This window comes from Bradyrhizobium sp. 137 (assembly GCF_023074095.1).
In the GTDB taxonomy this organism is placed as follows: Bacteria; Pseudomonadota; Alphaproteobacteria; order Rhizobiales; family Xanthobacteraceae; genus Bradyrhizobium.
Genome location: NZ_JADPKU010000128.1, coordinates 24,860 through 39,618, shown reverse-complemented (window position 1 = coordinate 39,618; position 14,759 = coordinate 24,860). Strand labels below are relative to the sequence as shown.

The 14,759-nt window shown below is 64.4% G+C and carries 13 protein-coding genes; 4 read left to right on the top strand and 9 right to left on the bottom strand.

All coding sequences use genetic code 11. The features are described from left to right. Positions 1-97: 97 nt before the first annotated feature. The 3 genes from IVA78_RS32355 to IVA78_RS32345 are packed head-to-tail and all read right to left on the bottom strand — an operon-like array spanning position 98 to position 3,349. Positions 98-1,111 carry an amino acid ABC transporter substrate-binding protein gene (locus IVA78_RS32355; protein WP_247279808.1) on the bottom strand — a complete coding sequence of 338 codons (1,014 nt, stop codon included), beginning with the start codon at positions 1,109-1,111 and terminating at the stop codon, positions 98-100. 12 nt (positions 1,112-1,123) lie between these two features. Continuing rightward, positions 1,124-2,473, bottom strand: coding sequence for an aspartate aminotransferase family protein (locus IVA78_RS32350; RefSeq protein WP_247279807.1), 1,350 nt, complete (start codon positions 2,471-2,473; stop codon positions 1,124-1,126). 3 nt (positions 2,474-2,476) lie between these two features. Next, positions 2,477-3,349: a MurR/RpiR family transcriptional regulator gene (locus tag IVA78_RS32345; protein WP_247279806.1), complete on the bottom strand. Its 873-nt coding sequence runs from the start codon at positions 3,347-3,349 to the stop codon at positions 2,477-2,479. A gap of 88 nt (positions 3,350-3,437) precedes the next feature. Between IVA78_RS32345 and IVA78_RS32340 the strand changes: the two genes are divergently transcribed. Both IVA78_RS32340 and IVA78_RS32335 read left to right on the top strand, forming a co-directional pair. Continuing rightward, on the top strand, positions 3,438-4,625 hold the full coding sequence (locus IVA78_RS32340) for an ABC transporter permease subunit (RefSeq protein WP_346015459.1): 1,188 nt from the start codon (positions 3,438-3,440) through the stop codon (positions 4,623-4,625). 2 nt (positions 4,626-4,627) lie between these two features. Then, complete coding sequence (locus IVA78_RS32335; RefSeq protein ID WP_247469424.1) at positions 4,628-5,734, top strand: amino acid ABC transporter permease; 1,107 nt, start codon at positions 4,628-4,630, stop codon at positions 5,732-5,734. 69 nt (positions 5,735-5,803) lie between these two features. On the opposite strand, the gene IVA78_RS32330 is transcribed toward IVA78_RS32335, so the two are convergent. Next, complete coding sequence (locus IVA78_RS32330; RefSeq protein WP_247279803.1) at positions 5,804-7,222, bottom strand: amidase family protein; 1,419 nt, start codon at positions 7,220-7,222, stop codon at positions 5,804-5,806. Between the two features lie 126 nt (positions 7,223-7,348). Further along, positions 7,349-8,125, bottom strand: coding sequence for an SDR family oxidoreductase (locus tag IVA78_RS32325; RefSeq protein ID WP_247279802.1), 777 nt, complete (start codon positions 8,123-8,125; stop codon positions 7,349-7,351). A 153-nt stretch (positions 8,126-8,278) separates the two neighbouring features. Here IVA78_RS32325 and IVA78_RS32320 point away from each other — a divergent pair, with 153 nt between their 5' ends. Beyond that, positions 8,279-9,352, top strand: a complete 1,074-nt coding sequence (locus IVA78_RS32320; protein ID WP_247449733.1) for a tartrate dehydrogenase — start codon at positions 8,279-8,281, stop codon at positions 9,350-9,352. Between the two features lie 198 nt (positions 9,353-9,550). Here the strand turns inward: IVA78_RS32320 and IVA78_RS32315 are convergent, their stop codons facing one another. The 4 genes from IVA78_RS32315 to IVA78_RS32300 are packed head-to-tail and all read right to left on the bottom strand — an operon-like array spanning position 9,551 to position 13,760. Further along, positions 9,551-10,624, bottom strand: coding sequence for a malate/lactate/ureidoglycolate dehydrogenase (locus IVA78_RS32315; RefSeq protein ID WP_247279800.1), 1,074 nt, complete (start codon positions 10,622-10,624; stop codon positions 9,551-9,553). Positions 10,625-10,635: 11 nt separating this feature from the next. Next, positions 10,636-11,547, bottom strand: coding sequence for an NAD(P)-dependent oxidoreductase (locus IVA78_RS32310; RefSeq protein WP_247279799.1), 912 nt, complete (start codon positions 11,545-11,547; stop codon positions 10,636-10,638). Between the two features lie 12 nt (positions 11,548-11,559). Next, positions 11,560-12,810 carry a Zn-dependent hydrolase gene (locus IVA78_RS32305; protein WP_247279798.1) on the bottom strand — a complete coding sequence of 417 codons (1,251 nt, stop codon included), beginning with the start codon at positions 12,808-12,810 and terminating at the stop codon, positions 11,560-11,562. Positions 12,811-12,842: 32 nt separating this feature from the next. Further along, positions 12,843-13,760 carry a LysR family transcriptional regulator gene (locus IVA78_RS32300; protein ID WP_247279797.1) on the bottom strand — a complete coding sequence of 306 codons (918 nt, stop codon included), beginning with the start codon at positions 13,758-13,760 and terminating at the stop codon, positions 12,843-12,845. Between the two features lie 120 nt (positions 13,761-13,880). On the opposite strand from IVA78_RS32300, the gene IVA78_RS32295 reads away from it, so the two are divergent. After that, positions 13,881-14,696: a putative hydro-lyase gene (locus tag IVA78_RS32295; RefSeq protein WP_247279796.1), complete on the top strand. Its 816-nt coding sequence runs from the start codon at positions 13,881-13,883 to the stop codon at positions 14,694-14,696. Positions 14,697-14,759: the final 63 nt, after the last annotated feature.

The following is a 14,759-nucleotide window of genomic DNA, read 5'->3' as shown; positions in this document are numbered from 1 at the left end:
GGGCTCTATCAGCGCATATGGCGACAGTCGGAGGGTGGAGAGTCCTTCCTCAGCCGGATTGCTGCGTAATCCGACCAAGCGGGGAGAGGTGAACTCCTTACTTGAACGGAATGGCGTACATCAAGCCGCCTTTACTCCAGAGCCCATTGAGGCCACGATCGAGCTTGAGCGGGCTGGCCTTGCCGACATTGCGCTCGTAGATCTCGCCATAATTGCCGGTGGTCTTGATCGCCGTGACCAGCCATTTGTTGTCGAGCCCAAGCCGCGAGCCGAGGTCGCCGGAGGCACCAAGGAGCCGCTGGATTGCAGGCGTCTGCGATTTCGCCATTTCCTCGACATTGGCTTGCGTGACGCCGAGCTCTTCTGCCTCGATCAGGCCGTAATGCAGCCAGGTGATGATGTCGCTCCAGACCTCGTCGCCGTTGCGGGTGAAGGGGCCGAGCGGCTCCTTGCTGATGGTCTGCGGCAGCACGACATAGTCGGCCGGGTTCGGCGCCGCGGTGGTCACTGCACCTGCGAGCGCGGAGGCGTCCTGGGTCATGGCATCGCAACGGCCGCCGAAAAAGGTCTGGTACATGGTGTCGATGCGGTCGAACACCAGCGGCTTCCAGTCGATGCCGTTGGCGCGGCCGTAATCGCCCAGCGTGACCTCATGCGTGGTGCCTTGAGCCACGCAGACGGTGGCGCCCTTGAGGTCCTTGAGCTCCTTCACGCCGAGGTCCTTCTTCACGACGAAGCCCTGGCCGTCGTAGAAGTTGATCGGACCCTGCCGCAGGCCCAGCGTGACGCCGCGCAAGTAGGTCTGGGTCGAGTTGCGGTAGAGTACGTCGATCTCGCCCGATTGCAGCGCGGTGAAGCGATTCTGCGCAGTCAGCGAGACGTAACGCACCTTGTTGGGATCACCGAGCACGCCGGCCGCAAGGGCGCGGCAATAGTCGACGTCGAGACCCTTGTAGTTGCCTTGCGAATCCGGCGCGGAGAAGCCGGCAAAACCGGCGCTGACGCCGCACACCAACGTGCCGCGGCTCTTCACCGTGTCGAGCGTCGCGGCCGAAGCGACAACAGTCGATGCTGCGAGCACGCCCGCTGCGATAACCACTTTCCTAATCATGCTACTCTCCCCTCAGTGATTGACATTACGCAACACGTTGTCGACGGCCGTGCCAAGCCTGTCGACGATCAGGTCGATCTCATCTGCGGAAGCGATATAGGGCGGCGCCAGCAGCACGTGGTCGCCGCGCGCGCCGTCCACGGTGCCGCCGCCGGGATAGCAGCCGAGCCCGTTGGCGAGCGCCTCCGCCTTGATTTTCTGGTGCAGCTTGAGCGCCGGATCGAACGAGGTGCGGCTGGCGCGATCGGCGACGAGCTCGATGGCCCAGAACAGGCCGCGGCCCCTGATGTCGCCGACATGGCGGTGATTGCCGAAGCGTTCGGTCAGCCGCTGCTCGAGTTGTCGTCCGCGCTCCCTGACCCGATCGAGCAGGCCGTCCTCGCGGATCACGTTTTGCACCGCGAGCGCCGCCGCGCAGGCGAGGGGATGCGCCAGATAAGTGTGACCGTGCTGGAACGCGCCTGAGCCGGCGCGGATCGTGTCGATGATCTTGCCGCTCGCGAGCATCGCGCCGATCGGCTGGTAGCCACCGCCGAGCCCCTTGGCGATCGCCTGGATATCGGGCGCGACACCTTCCTGCTCCCAAGCGTGCGTGGTGCCGGTGCGGCCCATGCCGCACATGACCTCGTCGAGGATCAGCAGCGCGCCGTGCCGGTCGCAGATCTCGCGCATGGCCTTGAAGTAGCCGTCCGGCGCGGTCACGGCGCCGGCGGTGGCGCCGACCACGGGCTCGGCGAGAAACGCCGCGACCGTGTCGGGCCCCAGCCGCTGAAACTCGGCCTCGAGCTCGGCGGCAAGGCGCGCGACGAACTGCGCGTCCGCCTCGCCCTCGCGCTTCTCGTGATAGGCGAAGGCCGGCATGACGTGGCTGAACGCAGCCGAGAGCAGCGGCGCGTAGGGCGCGCGTCGCCAGGCATTGCCGCCGGCGGCCAGCGCGCCGAGCGTGTTGCCGTGATAACTCTGCCGCCGCGCGATGAAGTGCTGCCGCTGCGGCTCGCCGCGCTCGATGAAATATTGCCGCGCGAGCTTGATGCTGGCCTCGATCGCTTCCGATCCGCCGCTGACGAAATAAGCGTAGGCGAGACCGCCGGGCTCGTGCCCAACCAGCGCGTCGGCCAGCGCCTCGGCCGGCTCGGAGGAGAAGAACGCCGTATGAGCATAGGCAAGCGTCGCGGCCTGCTTCGCCATCGCCGCGATCACGCGCGGGTGCTGGTGCCCGAGGCAGGAGACCGCCGCGCCGCCGGAGGCATCGATGATGCGCCGGCCATCCTCGGCGAAGAGATAGACGCCTTCGCCGCCGATCGCCTTGGGCGGCGTTTCGCGCAATGAGCGATGCAACACACGGCTGGTGCGGGCGGCCATGGGTCAACCTTTCTCTGGGACGTAAGTGGAGGCCGCAGCGAGTCGCGCCTCGGTACTTTCCAGACGCTTCTTCGCGGCAACCCCGCCGAGCGAGAACGTGACCGCCGCGAGCGACTGCGCGATCGCAATCGCGCCAGTGAGGCTCGGAAAGAAGCCGGGGGAGGAGGCCGCCTCGAACAGCAGCACGTGGTCGGCGCCCTCTGCCATCGGTGCCGAGAGACTATCCGCGATGGCGACCAGTGTCGCGCCGGTACGATAGACCGCCTGTGCGACGCGGACGCTTGCATGCGTGTAGGGCAGGAAGCCGACGACGATGACCGCTTCCCCGGGCCGGAACGCGCCGAGATCGAGGTCGTCGGGCCCGGAAGCGCCGACGAGTTGGACCTGTTCGGGTCGAAACAGTCGCAGCTCGTAGTTCAGCAATTCCGCGACGCTGCGGCAGCTTCGATAGCCGGCGATCCAAATCCGCTTGGCGTCGTGCAGCGCGCGGGCAGCTTCCGCGATCGGCTGCGCCGGGATCCGTCGAAGACCCGCGGCCTCCGCCTGGAGCTTGTCGATGACGAGCGCGACATCGGCGTTCGGCCCGTGCCGACGGCCCTTTGCGCGGCCGGAGAAGGGCGCGGTCTGCGATGGCCGCCGCGCCTCGGTCAGCGCCGCGCGCAATTCCTCCCAGCCGGAATAGCCGATCGCCTTCGCAAGTCGCGTGAACGCAGCAGGATCGGCGCCGGCTTCCGCCGCGAGATCGCGCATGGAACGGGTGGTGGCGTCGTAATCGTTGGCGGCGACGAAGCGTCCGACTTCCTGCAAGCGCATCGGGAGCGATGGCAATGCAATACGCAGCTCGCTCAACGGCGAGGATTTCGCGGGCTCGACCATGAAACATTTGTTGCATGGATTGAAGTTTGGTGCAACAGTTGACGTGCGCTGCCGGAAATCGCTGCCTTTTTGAGAAGGTTTTTGTGCCGTGACATCAGACGTGCCGAGACCGCCGCCACGCCGTCGTTTCATCGGCGCCTTTGGGCGCCGCGAGCTGAAGGGCCTGTTCTGGCAGGTGCTGGTCGTCGGCATCGCGGTAGCGGTCGTCGCTTTCCTTTGGTCCAACACCGTCACGAACCTCTCGGCTCGGCGCATCACGACTGGCTTCGCCTTCCTCGGTCGCGAGGCCGGGATGCCGATCGCCGACAGTCTGCTCGCCTATAATCCGAGAGACACTTATCTCTGGGCGTTCATCGTCGGCGTCACCAACACCTTGCGCGTTGCCGTGATCGGAATCGTGCTCGCGACGATTTTGGGCACGCTGATCGGCATTTCGCGATTGTCGGCGAACTGGCTGCTGTCACGGCTCGCTGCGGTCTATGTCGAGACGCTCCGCGATATCCCGCTGCTGCTTCAGCTCCTGTTCTGGTACGTGTTGATGCAGGCGCTGCCGGCCGCACGCGCCGCGTGGCGACCAGTCGAGGGTGTGTTCCTGTCCAATCGCGGCCTGATCCTGCCGGCGATCCCGTTCGGGCCGGCGCAGCTCGCGGTCCTCGGCACCGCCGTGCTGGGTTGCGCGGTGTTCTATATCGTCCGGCGATCGCTGGTCGCGCAGCAGATGCGCGATGGCAAGCCGCGGTCGGCGTGGCCCTTTGCGGTTGCGCTGGTGATTGCGTTGCCGGCGCTGGCGTCCGTGCTGCTCGGTGCATCCTGGAGCATCGAATGGCCCGAGCTGCGCGGCTTCAACTTTGTTGGCGGGCTGACGCTGGCGCCGGAATATTTCGCGCTGTTGCTCGCACTCGTCACCTACACCTCGGCCTTCGTCGCCGAGATCGTGCGCAGCGGCATCCAGTCGGTGCCGCGGGGACAGTGGGACGCCGCCAACGCGCTTGGCCTGCGCCGCAGCTTCATGCTGCGGCAGATCATCCTGCCACAGGCATTGCGCGTGATCGTTCCGCCGATGACGAGTCAGTATCTCAATTTGACAAAGAACTCATCGCTCGCTGTCGCGATCGGCTACCAGGACGTGGTCTCGATCGCCAACACCACGCTGAACCAGACCGGGCAGGCGATCGAGGCGATCGCGCTGATCATGGCGGTGTTCTTGACCATCAGTCTCGGGATCAGCTTTTTCATGAACTGGTATAATGCGCGCATCGCGCTGGTAGAGCGCTGAGGATGACGGCGATCAGCGATATGCCGGACGTGCCGCGTGCCGCTCGCCGCCCGCAAGTTGGTAATCCGATGCTGCGCTGGCTGCGCAGCAACTTGTTCTCGTCGATTCCGAACGGCATCCTCACGATCGTGCTGCTGGCGGTGCTCGCGAAGGGCGTGATCAGCTTCGTGCAATGGGGCATCGCCAGCGCTGTCTGGCTTACGCCGGCGAATGATTCCAGCGCTTGCCGCGCGGTGCGCGGCATCGGCGCCTGCTGGGCTGTCATCCCCGAAAAGTACCGCTTCATCCTGTTCGGCACCTATCCATTCGGCGAACAGTGGCGACCGGCGTTGTCGGTCGTGCTGTTCATTCCGCTGTTCTATCTCTCGACCCGCCGCGCACTGTGGCGGCGCGAACTCGTTTTCATCTGGATCGGTGCACTCGCGCTGATCAGCGTGCTGATGTGGGGCGGGGTGCTCGGGCTCTCGTTCGTCTCGCAGGACCGCTGGGGCGGATTGCCGGTCACGCTGATCCTGGCGACGTTTGGACTCGCGTTCGGCTTTCCGCTCGGCATCCTCGTCGCGCTCGGCCGTCGTTCGAAGCTTCCGGCAATCCGCTCGCTCAGCGTGCTCTATGTCGAGCTGATCCGCGGCGTGCCGCTGGTGAGCCTCTTGTTCATGGCGAGCGTGATGTTTCCGCTGTTCATGCCGAGTGGGTTCAACATCGACAAGCTGTTGCGCGCACAGATCGCGATCATACTGTTCGCGGGCGCCTACCTTGCCGAAGTCATCCGCGGTGGTCTCCAGGCCGTACCGCGCGGGCAGTATGAGGCTGCCGACGCGCTGGGACTGTCCTACTGGCGCAAGCACCGGCTGATCATCTTGCCGCAGGCGATCCGCCACGTCATCCCGCCACTGGTCAACACCTTCATCGCCTTCTTCAAGGATACCAGTCTCGTGCTGATCATCGGCATCTTCGACCTGCTGACGACGGCGAAGACCGCGATCATCGATCCCGCTTGGCAGCAGTTTTCCGTCGAGGTCTATATCTTCGTCGCCGCAATCTATTTTGTCTTTTGCTTTGCGATGTCGCGCTACAGCCGGAGTCTGGAGGCATCAGGCGCGCGGTGACGCTCGGGCCGCGGCGATGCAGCGCATCGCTGAAAGAGCGCTGCGCTGCGTCCGGGCACCAGAGCGAGATTAATTCTTCACCTTCGGATCGATCGGGGTCGTGCCGCGCAGGCCCAATATATCCTCCAGCACCTTCGCGCCTGCAATCACCTGCGCATCTGCGCGCGGTGCGCCGACCACCTGCACGCCGACAGGCAGGCCGGACGCGGTAAAGCCGCAGGGCAGCGACAGCGACGGGCAGCAGGCGAGCGTGATAGCGTAGACGATGCCGAGCCATTCGACATAGTTCTCGAACGTCTTGCCGGCGCATTCGGCGACATAGCGATGCTCGACGGGGAAGGGCGGCACGATCGTCGTCGGCACCAGCAGGAGGTCGTAGGTCTTGAAGAACTCGACGGCGCGCGCGGTCATGCCGACGCGCTGGGCCTCGGCGCGCTCAAGCTGCTCGACGGTGAGCTTGAGGCCTTCCTCGATGTTCCAGATCACCTCGGGCTTGAGCAGGTCACGCTTGGTCCGGAGAAGTTGCGCCTTGCTGATCGCGAAATCGAAAGCGCGCAGCACGTGGAAGCATTCATGCGCCTCGCGCCAGTCCGGATGCGCCTCCTCGACGATGACGCCGGCCTCGGCGAAACGTTCAGCTGCCTTGCGCGTGGTCGCCTTGACCTCGGGATCGACCGGCGTGATGCCGAGATCGGGCGAATAGGCGATGCGCTTCGGCTTCTTGCCGGACTGCGCCGCCGAGAGAAACGAAGTCAAAGGCGCCGGCAGCGACAGCGGATCGGCGGCATAGTCGCCGCTCATGGCATCCAGCAGCAGCGCGAGATCCTCGACGTTGCGCGCCATCGGACCCTGCACGCCCAGATTGCGGTCGATGCCTGCCTTCGGCGTATGCGCGACACGGCCGATGCTCGGCCGCATGCCGACGATGCCGCAGAAGCTCGCCGGGCTGCGCAGGCTGCCGCCCATGTCTGAGCCCTGCGCGAGCCAGGCCATGCCGGTGGCGAGCGCAACTGCTGCGCCGCCGGAGGACCCGGCCGCAGATTTCGAAGTATCCCAGGGATTGAGGGTCGCGCCGAATACCTCGTTGAAGGTGTTGGCGCCGGCGCCGAATTCCGGTGTGTTGGATTTGGCGTAGACGACCGCGCCGTTGGCCTCGAGGTTCTCGACCATGAGGTCGGATTTCGCCGGGATGTTGTCCTTGAAGATCGGCGAGCCCTGGGTGTTCAGCACGCCCGCAACGTCGGTCAGATCCTTGATCGGCACCGGCAGGCCCGCGAGCAGCCCGCGTGCGCCGGCCGGCTTCTGCATCAGCGCCTTGGCGTGATCCCGGGCGCGATCGAAGCACAGCGTCGGCAGCGCGTTGACCTTGCTGTCGACTTCACTGATGCGCTTCTCCAGCACATCCAGCAGCTCGAGCGGGGAGATGTCGCCGGACCGCAATTTGTCGACGACGGTGCACGCGGTTTCGCGAATCAGCTCTTGAGACAATTAGTTTACTCCTGTGCTTCTTCTAGGCTCCCTCGTTGCGAGGAGCGAAGCGACCAAGCAATCCAGACCTTTTGCGTAGAGGCATTCTGGATTGCTTCGCTGCGCTCGCAATGAGGAGGGATAGACCTACCCCCACCCGGCGCTGATGCCGCCATCGACGGTATAGATCACGCCCGACGTATAGCCCGAGCGAGCCGACGCCAGGAACGCCATGAGGTCGCCGATCTCGCGCGCATGCGCAGGGCGCCCGAGCGGCAGACTCTTCTGGAATTCGCTGTAGCGGCTCTCGTCGCCAAATTGGTGCTTTGCCCGCGTCTTGAGCAGGGTGACGTGGCGGTCGGTGCCGACAGGGCCGGGATTGATGCCAACCACACGGATGTTGTCGGCGAGACTTTTTCCACCGAGGGCACGGGTGAACGCCATCAGCGCAGCATTGCCGGCGCTGCCGCAGATGTAATTGCCATCAAACTTCTCGCCGGCCGCGCCGATGTCGTTGACGATCACGCCGCCACCCTTGGCTTTCATCTGCGCGTAGATCTGCCGGGTGAGGTTGATGTACCCGAACACCTTCAATTCCCAGGCGTGCCGCCAGGTCGCCTCGTCGATCTTGTCGATGGACCCGCCGGGGATGTCGCCGGCATTGTTGACGAGGATGTCGATGCCGGCGGCCTCCTTGGCGAGCCGCGCAATGTCCTCGGCTTTGCGCAGATCGACGACACTCGTCGCGGCGTCGATCTGGTGCGCGGAACGCAACCGCTCGGCCAGCGCCTTGAGCTGCTCGCCGCTGCGGGCGGCAAGCAGCAGATGCGCGCCTTCCTCGGCAAACGCCTCGGCGGCGGCCGCGCCGATGCCCTTGGATGCGCCCGTGATCAGGACGCGCTTACCGCGCAGATGCAGATCCATGAGGGGTACTCGCAGGATGGGAACAGGATCAGATCAGTAGGCGCTCGGTCGCGCCACGGTCAACATTGCAGTGCAGCGTTGCACTGCCGCCGCGTTTGGTCCATTGCAGTGCAATCAAAAGGCGGCTGCCGAAACCAACCAAGGACGTTCTCGATGAGCAAGAAACAATACCGGATCGCAGTCATTCCCGGCGACGGCATCGGCAAGGAAGTGATGCCTGAGGGCCTGCGCGTTCTGGAAGCGGCGGCGAAGAAGCACGGCGTGTCCCTGCAATTCGACCATTTCGACTTCTCGTCCTGGGATTATTACGAGAAGCACGGCCAGATGATGCCGGATGACTGGAAGGAGAAGATCGGTAAGCACGATGCGATCTATTTCGGCGCGGTCGGCTGGCCGGCCAAGATTCCGGACCACGTCTCGCTGTGGGGCTCGCTGATCAAATTCCGCCGCGAGTTCGACCAGTATGTGAACCTGCGTCCCGTGCGGCTGATGCCCGGCGTGCCGTCGCCGCTGGCGAATCGCAAGCCCGGCGACATCGATTTCTGGGTGGTGCGCGAGAACACGGAAGGTGAATATTCCTCCGTCGGTGGCCGCATGTTCCCGGACACCGAGCGCGAGTTCGTGACGCAGCAGACGGTGATGACTCGCACCGGCGTTGACCGCATCCTGAAGTTCGCCTTCGAGCTCGCGCAGTCGCGGCCGAAGAAGCACCTGACCTCGGCGACGAAGTCGAACGGCATCTCCATCACCATGCCCTATTGGGACGAACGCGTGGAGGCGATGGCCAAGAAGTTCCCGGGCGTGAAATGGGACAAGTACCACATCGATATTCTCACCGCGAACTTCGTGCTGCATCCGGACTGGTTCGACGTCGTGGTCGGCTCCAATCTGTTCGGTGACATCCTCTCCGATCTCGGCCCGGCCTGCACCGGCACCATCGGCATCGCGCCGTCTGGTAACATCAATCCCGAGCGCAATTTCCCATCGGTGTTCGAGCCGGTGCACGGCTCGGCTCCCGATATCGCGGGGCAGGGCATCGCCAACCCGATCGGCATGATTTGGTCGGGCGCGATGATGCTCGAGCATCTCGGCGAGAAGGAAGCCGGCAAGTCGATCGTCGACGCGATCGAGCGCACGCTCGCCGAACGCACGCTGCGGACGAAGGATCTCGGCGGCAATGCCGACACCACCGCCTGCGGCAAGGCGGTGGCGGAGATGGTAGACTAGTTCGCTGTTTTACCCTCTCCCCTCGTGGGAGAGGGTGGCTTCGATGCGAAGCATCGAAGACGGGTGAGGAGGAGTCTATCTCCGCAGAAGCAGACCTCTCATTGTGGGTTTTTGCTCGCTGCGAGAACCCCTCATCCGGCGCTTCGCGCCACCTTCTCCCACAAGGGGAGAAGGGAAGACAAGCGTGCCTCGCTCTGCTTAGCCCGCAATCTTCTCAATCGTCGCCTGATCGAGCCCGAACCGCTTTCCGGCGTCCAGAATCTCCTGCCAGGTATTCGGATCCACAGGAATGCCCTCGGCCAGCCGCTTCTTCTTGGTCTCGCGCTCGGGCTCGCCGGCGATCTTCACCTTGTCGACACCCGGGGCGGGGGGCGAGCCGGTGTGCCAGGCGACGAAGCTCTCGACTTCGCGCGCGAGGTTCTCGCCGGTGCCGAGCTTGTTCGGATCGATGATGATCGAGAGCATGCCGTTGAGGACGCGGCGCTTGCTGTCGGCCGGGCCTTTGACGACCTGCCCGCCCGAAAGTGCGCCGCCGAGAATTTCGCACACCAACGCCAACCCAGAACCCTTATGCTCGCCGAACGGCAGGATGGCGCCGTGCGGCGCGATCACGGTGTAGCGCGGGTTCGTGGTTGGCCTGCCTTCGTTATCGATGATGGTGCCGGGATCGAGCGCGACCCCCTTGTTGTAGGCGACGCGGGTCTTGCCCTGCGCAATCTTGCTGGTGGCGAAGTCGAGCACGATCGGCTCGTGGCCTGCGCGCGGGATGCCGACGCAGAACGGATTGGTGCCGTGGCGCGCATCGCTGCCACCCCAGGGTGCCACTATCGGACGCGAGATCACGTTGACGAAGTGGATCGACACCAGCCCGTGCTCAATGCACTGCTCGGCCCAATGGCCGATGCGCCCGATATGGTGCGAGTTGGAGAGGCCGACGACGCACACGCCGTTGCGCTTGGCGCGCTCGGCGCCCAGCTCCATCGCCTCCTGGCCCATCACCTGGCCATAGCCGGTGAGGCCGTCGAGGGTGAGCAGGGGGCCAGTGTCCATCACGATCTTGACGTGCTGGTTGACCGCGAGGCCGCCCTCGGCGACCGCCTCGGCATAGCGCGGAATCATGCCGACGCCGTGCGAGTCGTGGCCTTTCAGGTTCGCCTCGACGAGGTTGGTGGAGACCAATTCGGCTTCGCGATCGGTGGATCCGCCCGCCTTGGCGATGGCATGGATGACGCTGGTGAGCTTCTCTGCCTTGATGGTGCGGTAATCGGCCATTGTTGTTGCTGTTATCCCTTCACGATCCGGCGGCAGTGCTCCCACGCCGCGCCAATCAGGTTCTCGCTCGCCTCCGGCGTGCGGAAGGCGGAATGCGCCGACAGCGTCACATTCGGCAATTTTGTCAGCGGATGGCCGCCGGGCAGCGGCTCGATGTTGAAGACGTCGAGGCCGGCATGCCGGATGTGGCCCGATTTCAGGGCATCGATCATGGCGGCTTCGTCCACGATCGCGGCGCGAGCGGTGTTGATGAGGATGACACCGCGTTTCATCGCAAAGATCTTCTCGCGCGTGATCATGCCGCGCGTCTCGTCACTGAGCAGCAGATGCAGCGACACGACGTCGCTCCTTGCCAGCACGGTATCGAGATCGGTGAATTCTACGCCAGGATGGCTCTTCGGCGAGCGGTTCCAGGCGATCACCTTCATGCCGCTGCCGGACGCAATGCGCGCCACTTCCGCGGCGATGCCGCCGAAGCCGATCAGCCCGAGCGTCTTGCCGGTGAGCTGCATACCGTCCTCGCGCAGCCAATTGCCGCCGCGCATCTCGCGATCCATCATCGCGATGACGCGGGCCGAGGCCCACATCAGCGCGATCGCGGATTCCGCCACCGCCGTGTCGCCGTAGCCCTTGATCAGATGCACGGAGATGCCGAGCTCGGCCAGTTCCTCCGGGTTCATGTAGCTGCGCGCGCCGGTGCCCAGGAACACGACGTGCTTGAGGCCGGTGCACTTCTTTGCGACGTCGGTCGGAAGCGAAGTGTGATCAATGATCGCGATTTCGGCGCCGTCGAGAATCTCCGGATATTGCTCCGGCTTGATATCAGGATTCCTGTGGATCCGCACTTTGGGATCGCCGGGCTTCTCCAGCCGCTCCATGATCACCGCCAGCGTTTCATTGGCGTCGACGAAAACTCCGCGCATGGTTCTCTCCGGTCAGGACGCGACGCCGGCGATCGCCAGCACGGTGTGCATGAGCACGTTGGTCCCCGCGGCACAGTCCGCTTGCGTGGCATCCTCCAATTCGTTGTGGCTGATGCCGTCCTTGCAGGGCACGAACACCATAGCCGCCGGCATGACGGTGTTGAGGTTGCAGGCGTCGTGGCCAGCCCCGGAGGTGATGCGGCGAGAGGAATAGCCGAGCATCTTCGCCGCGTTCTCGACCGTCGCAATCAGCTTGGGATCGAAATGCGTCGGCGGCTTGCGCCAGACCAGGTCGACCTTGACCTCGACCTTGCGGCGCGCAGCGATCTCGGCAATCGCGGCGCGCAAATCGCGATCGAGCGCGTCCATAATGGCGCCATCCGCGCTGCGGCAATCCATGGTGAAGGCGATCTCGCCGGGAATGACGTTGCGCGAGGGATTTGCGATCACGGCCTCGCCGATGGTGCCGACCGCGTTCGGACCATGTTTCTTCGCAATCGCCTCCATCGCCAGCACGATCTCCGACAGTGTCGCCAGCGCGTCGCGCCGCAGCGGCATCGGTGTCGAGCCTGCATGGCTCTCGAAGCCGGAAATCTTGCCGTCGTACCACAGCACGCCCTGGCCGGAATCGACCACGCCGATGGTCTTGCCTTCGGCCTCCAGGATCGGGCCCTGCTCGATGTGCAATTCGACGAAGCAGCGGAGCTTCTGGAAACCGACCGGCTTGTCGCCGCGATAACCGATGCCGTCGAGCGCCTGCCTGACGGTCATGCCTTCAGCGTCCTTGCGCGACAAAATGTCATCGGTGGTGAAATCGCCGACATAGGCGCCAGACGCCATCATCGCCGGTGCGAAGCGCGAGCCTTCCTCGTTGGTCCAGTTGACGATGCAGATCGGCGCTTCCGTCTCAATGCCGGCATCGTTCAGCGTGCGGATCACTTCCAGTGCGCCGAGCGTACCCAAAATGCCGTCATACTTGCCGCCGGTCGGCTGGGTGTCGAGATGCGAGCCGATGCCGACGGGCGGCTTTGTCATGTCGCGCCCCTTGCGCAGGCCGAACATCGAGCCGAGCGCATCGACATGCACCTCCAGGCCCGCGTCTTCGCAGGCCTTGCGGAACCAATCGCGGACCTGCTTGTCCTCGGAGCTGAGCGTCAGCCGCCGCACGCCACCCTTGGCCGTCGCGCCGAACTGCGCGGTCTCGTGGATGGAGCCCCAGAGGCGGACGGGATCGATCTGCAGGTTGGTGGCGGCTCGGCTCATGCGGTCAGTCTCTCAATTGTCCGGCGCCTTTTTCAATGACGCGCCAGCGCGGGCGCGTCAACCGCGAGGCTGCTCTGCGCAATCTGCCGCGCCAGCTCCGCGACGCGCTCGATAGCCACGACGTCGGGCGAGGCGAGCCAGCTCGCGGTGAAGGTCAGCGGCGCGATCGCGAGATCGGTGTCGAGCAGTTGCAGCCTCCCGTCGGCGAGTTCGTTCTCGACGATGGCGTCGGGGATCACGGCGATGCCGAGCCCTTCGACCGCCATGTGGATGACCGTGGCCAGCGAGGCGGAGGCATGCAGTCGGATTGGCGGCAGCTCGGGCCGGTCGAACACCTCGCGCACGACCTCGTAAGGCTTGGTCTTGCGCGGGAAGGTAATGATCGGAAATCGCGCGAGCTCCGCCGGCGTCACCGGCCCCTTGCCGAGGCCGAGCGAGGGGCTGGCGAGGAAACCGATCGGATAATCGGCGAGCACGCGGTTGTGCACGCCGGAAGCGGACAGCGGTCCCACGACGAACGCCAGCTCAATCTCCTGTGCGAGCAGACGCGCGGTGAGGTTCGGCGTGATGTCGACCTCGATCTCCAGCGACAGGTTCGGATAGACCTCGTTCATGCTCTTCACCAGGCGGGGCAGCCAAGTGTGCACGATGGTCTCGGCGACGCCGAGTCGCATCACGCCGCGCATCGCCGAACGGTCGCCGATCTCCGCCATCATCGCGGCGCGCAGCCCGATCAGCTTCTCCGCATAGACCATCATCTGCCGGCCGCTCGGGGTCGGCGAGGCCACGCGATGATCGCGGTTGAGGAGCTTTACGCCCATCTCGCGCTCGAGCTGGGCGATGCGCTGGGAGATCGCCGGCTGGGTCGTGTTGAGCCGTTGCGCGGCGCCCCGAAAGCTGCCGAGCTTCACAACCCAGAGAAATGTCTCGATCGATCTGAAGTCCAGCATTGGAAGGATCTTCCCATTCGATAAAGAAAATTTATCGAATTTGATTAGAAACGACGATTAGACTTTATAGCATGCTTGGTGTTGGCTTGTCTTTGTCGAGTTTATAGGCAGGTCGATCCCATGACTGTTTTGGTGGCAGCGCAGCAAACTGAAACGCCCGACACGCTCCCGAGCCGCAAGGCGCGGCTTGCCTATCGCGAAGGGCAGGTCGCCTCCACCGCCGGCGTTGCGCCCGGCTTCGTCCAGGGCAATCTGGCAATCCTCCCGGCGGAATGTGCCAGCGCCTTTCACCGCTTCTGCCAGCTCAATCCGAAGCCGTGCCCGATCATCGGCATGTCCGACGTCGGCAGCCCGCACATCCCCTCGCTCGGCGTCGATCTCGACATCCGCACCGACGTGCCGCGCTACCGCGTCTGGCGTGACGGCGAGATCGTCGACGAGCCGACCGACGTGAAGAGCTACTGGCGCGACGATCTCGTGACCTTCGTGCTTGGCTGCTCCTTCTCGTTCGAAGAGGCGCTGCTCGAGGAGGGAATGCCGATCCGTCACATCGAACAGAACGTGCGCGTGCCGATGTACCGCACCAACATCGCTTGCGGCGAGGCTGGCCCCTTTGCCGGCCCGATGGTGGTGTCGATGCGTCCGTTCAAGCCGGCGGACGTGATCCGCGCGGTGCAGATCACCTCGCGATATCCCGCCGTGCACGGTGCGCCGGTGCATCTCGGCCATCCGCATCTGATCGGCATCAAGGACATTGCCAAGCCTGACTACGGTGATCCCGTTCCGGTCGCCGATGACGAGATCCCGGTGTTCTGGGCTTGCGGCGTGACGCCGCAATCGGTGATCAATGCCGCCAAACTGCCGTTCGCGATCACGCATTCGCCCGGCCTGATGCTGGTGACGGATCTCAAGAACAGGACCATGGCCGTGATTTAATGGGCAGCGTATGCTGCTTGTTCAGGCTTTACCGCATCCATCAATCACTTCATTCGATCAGTC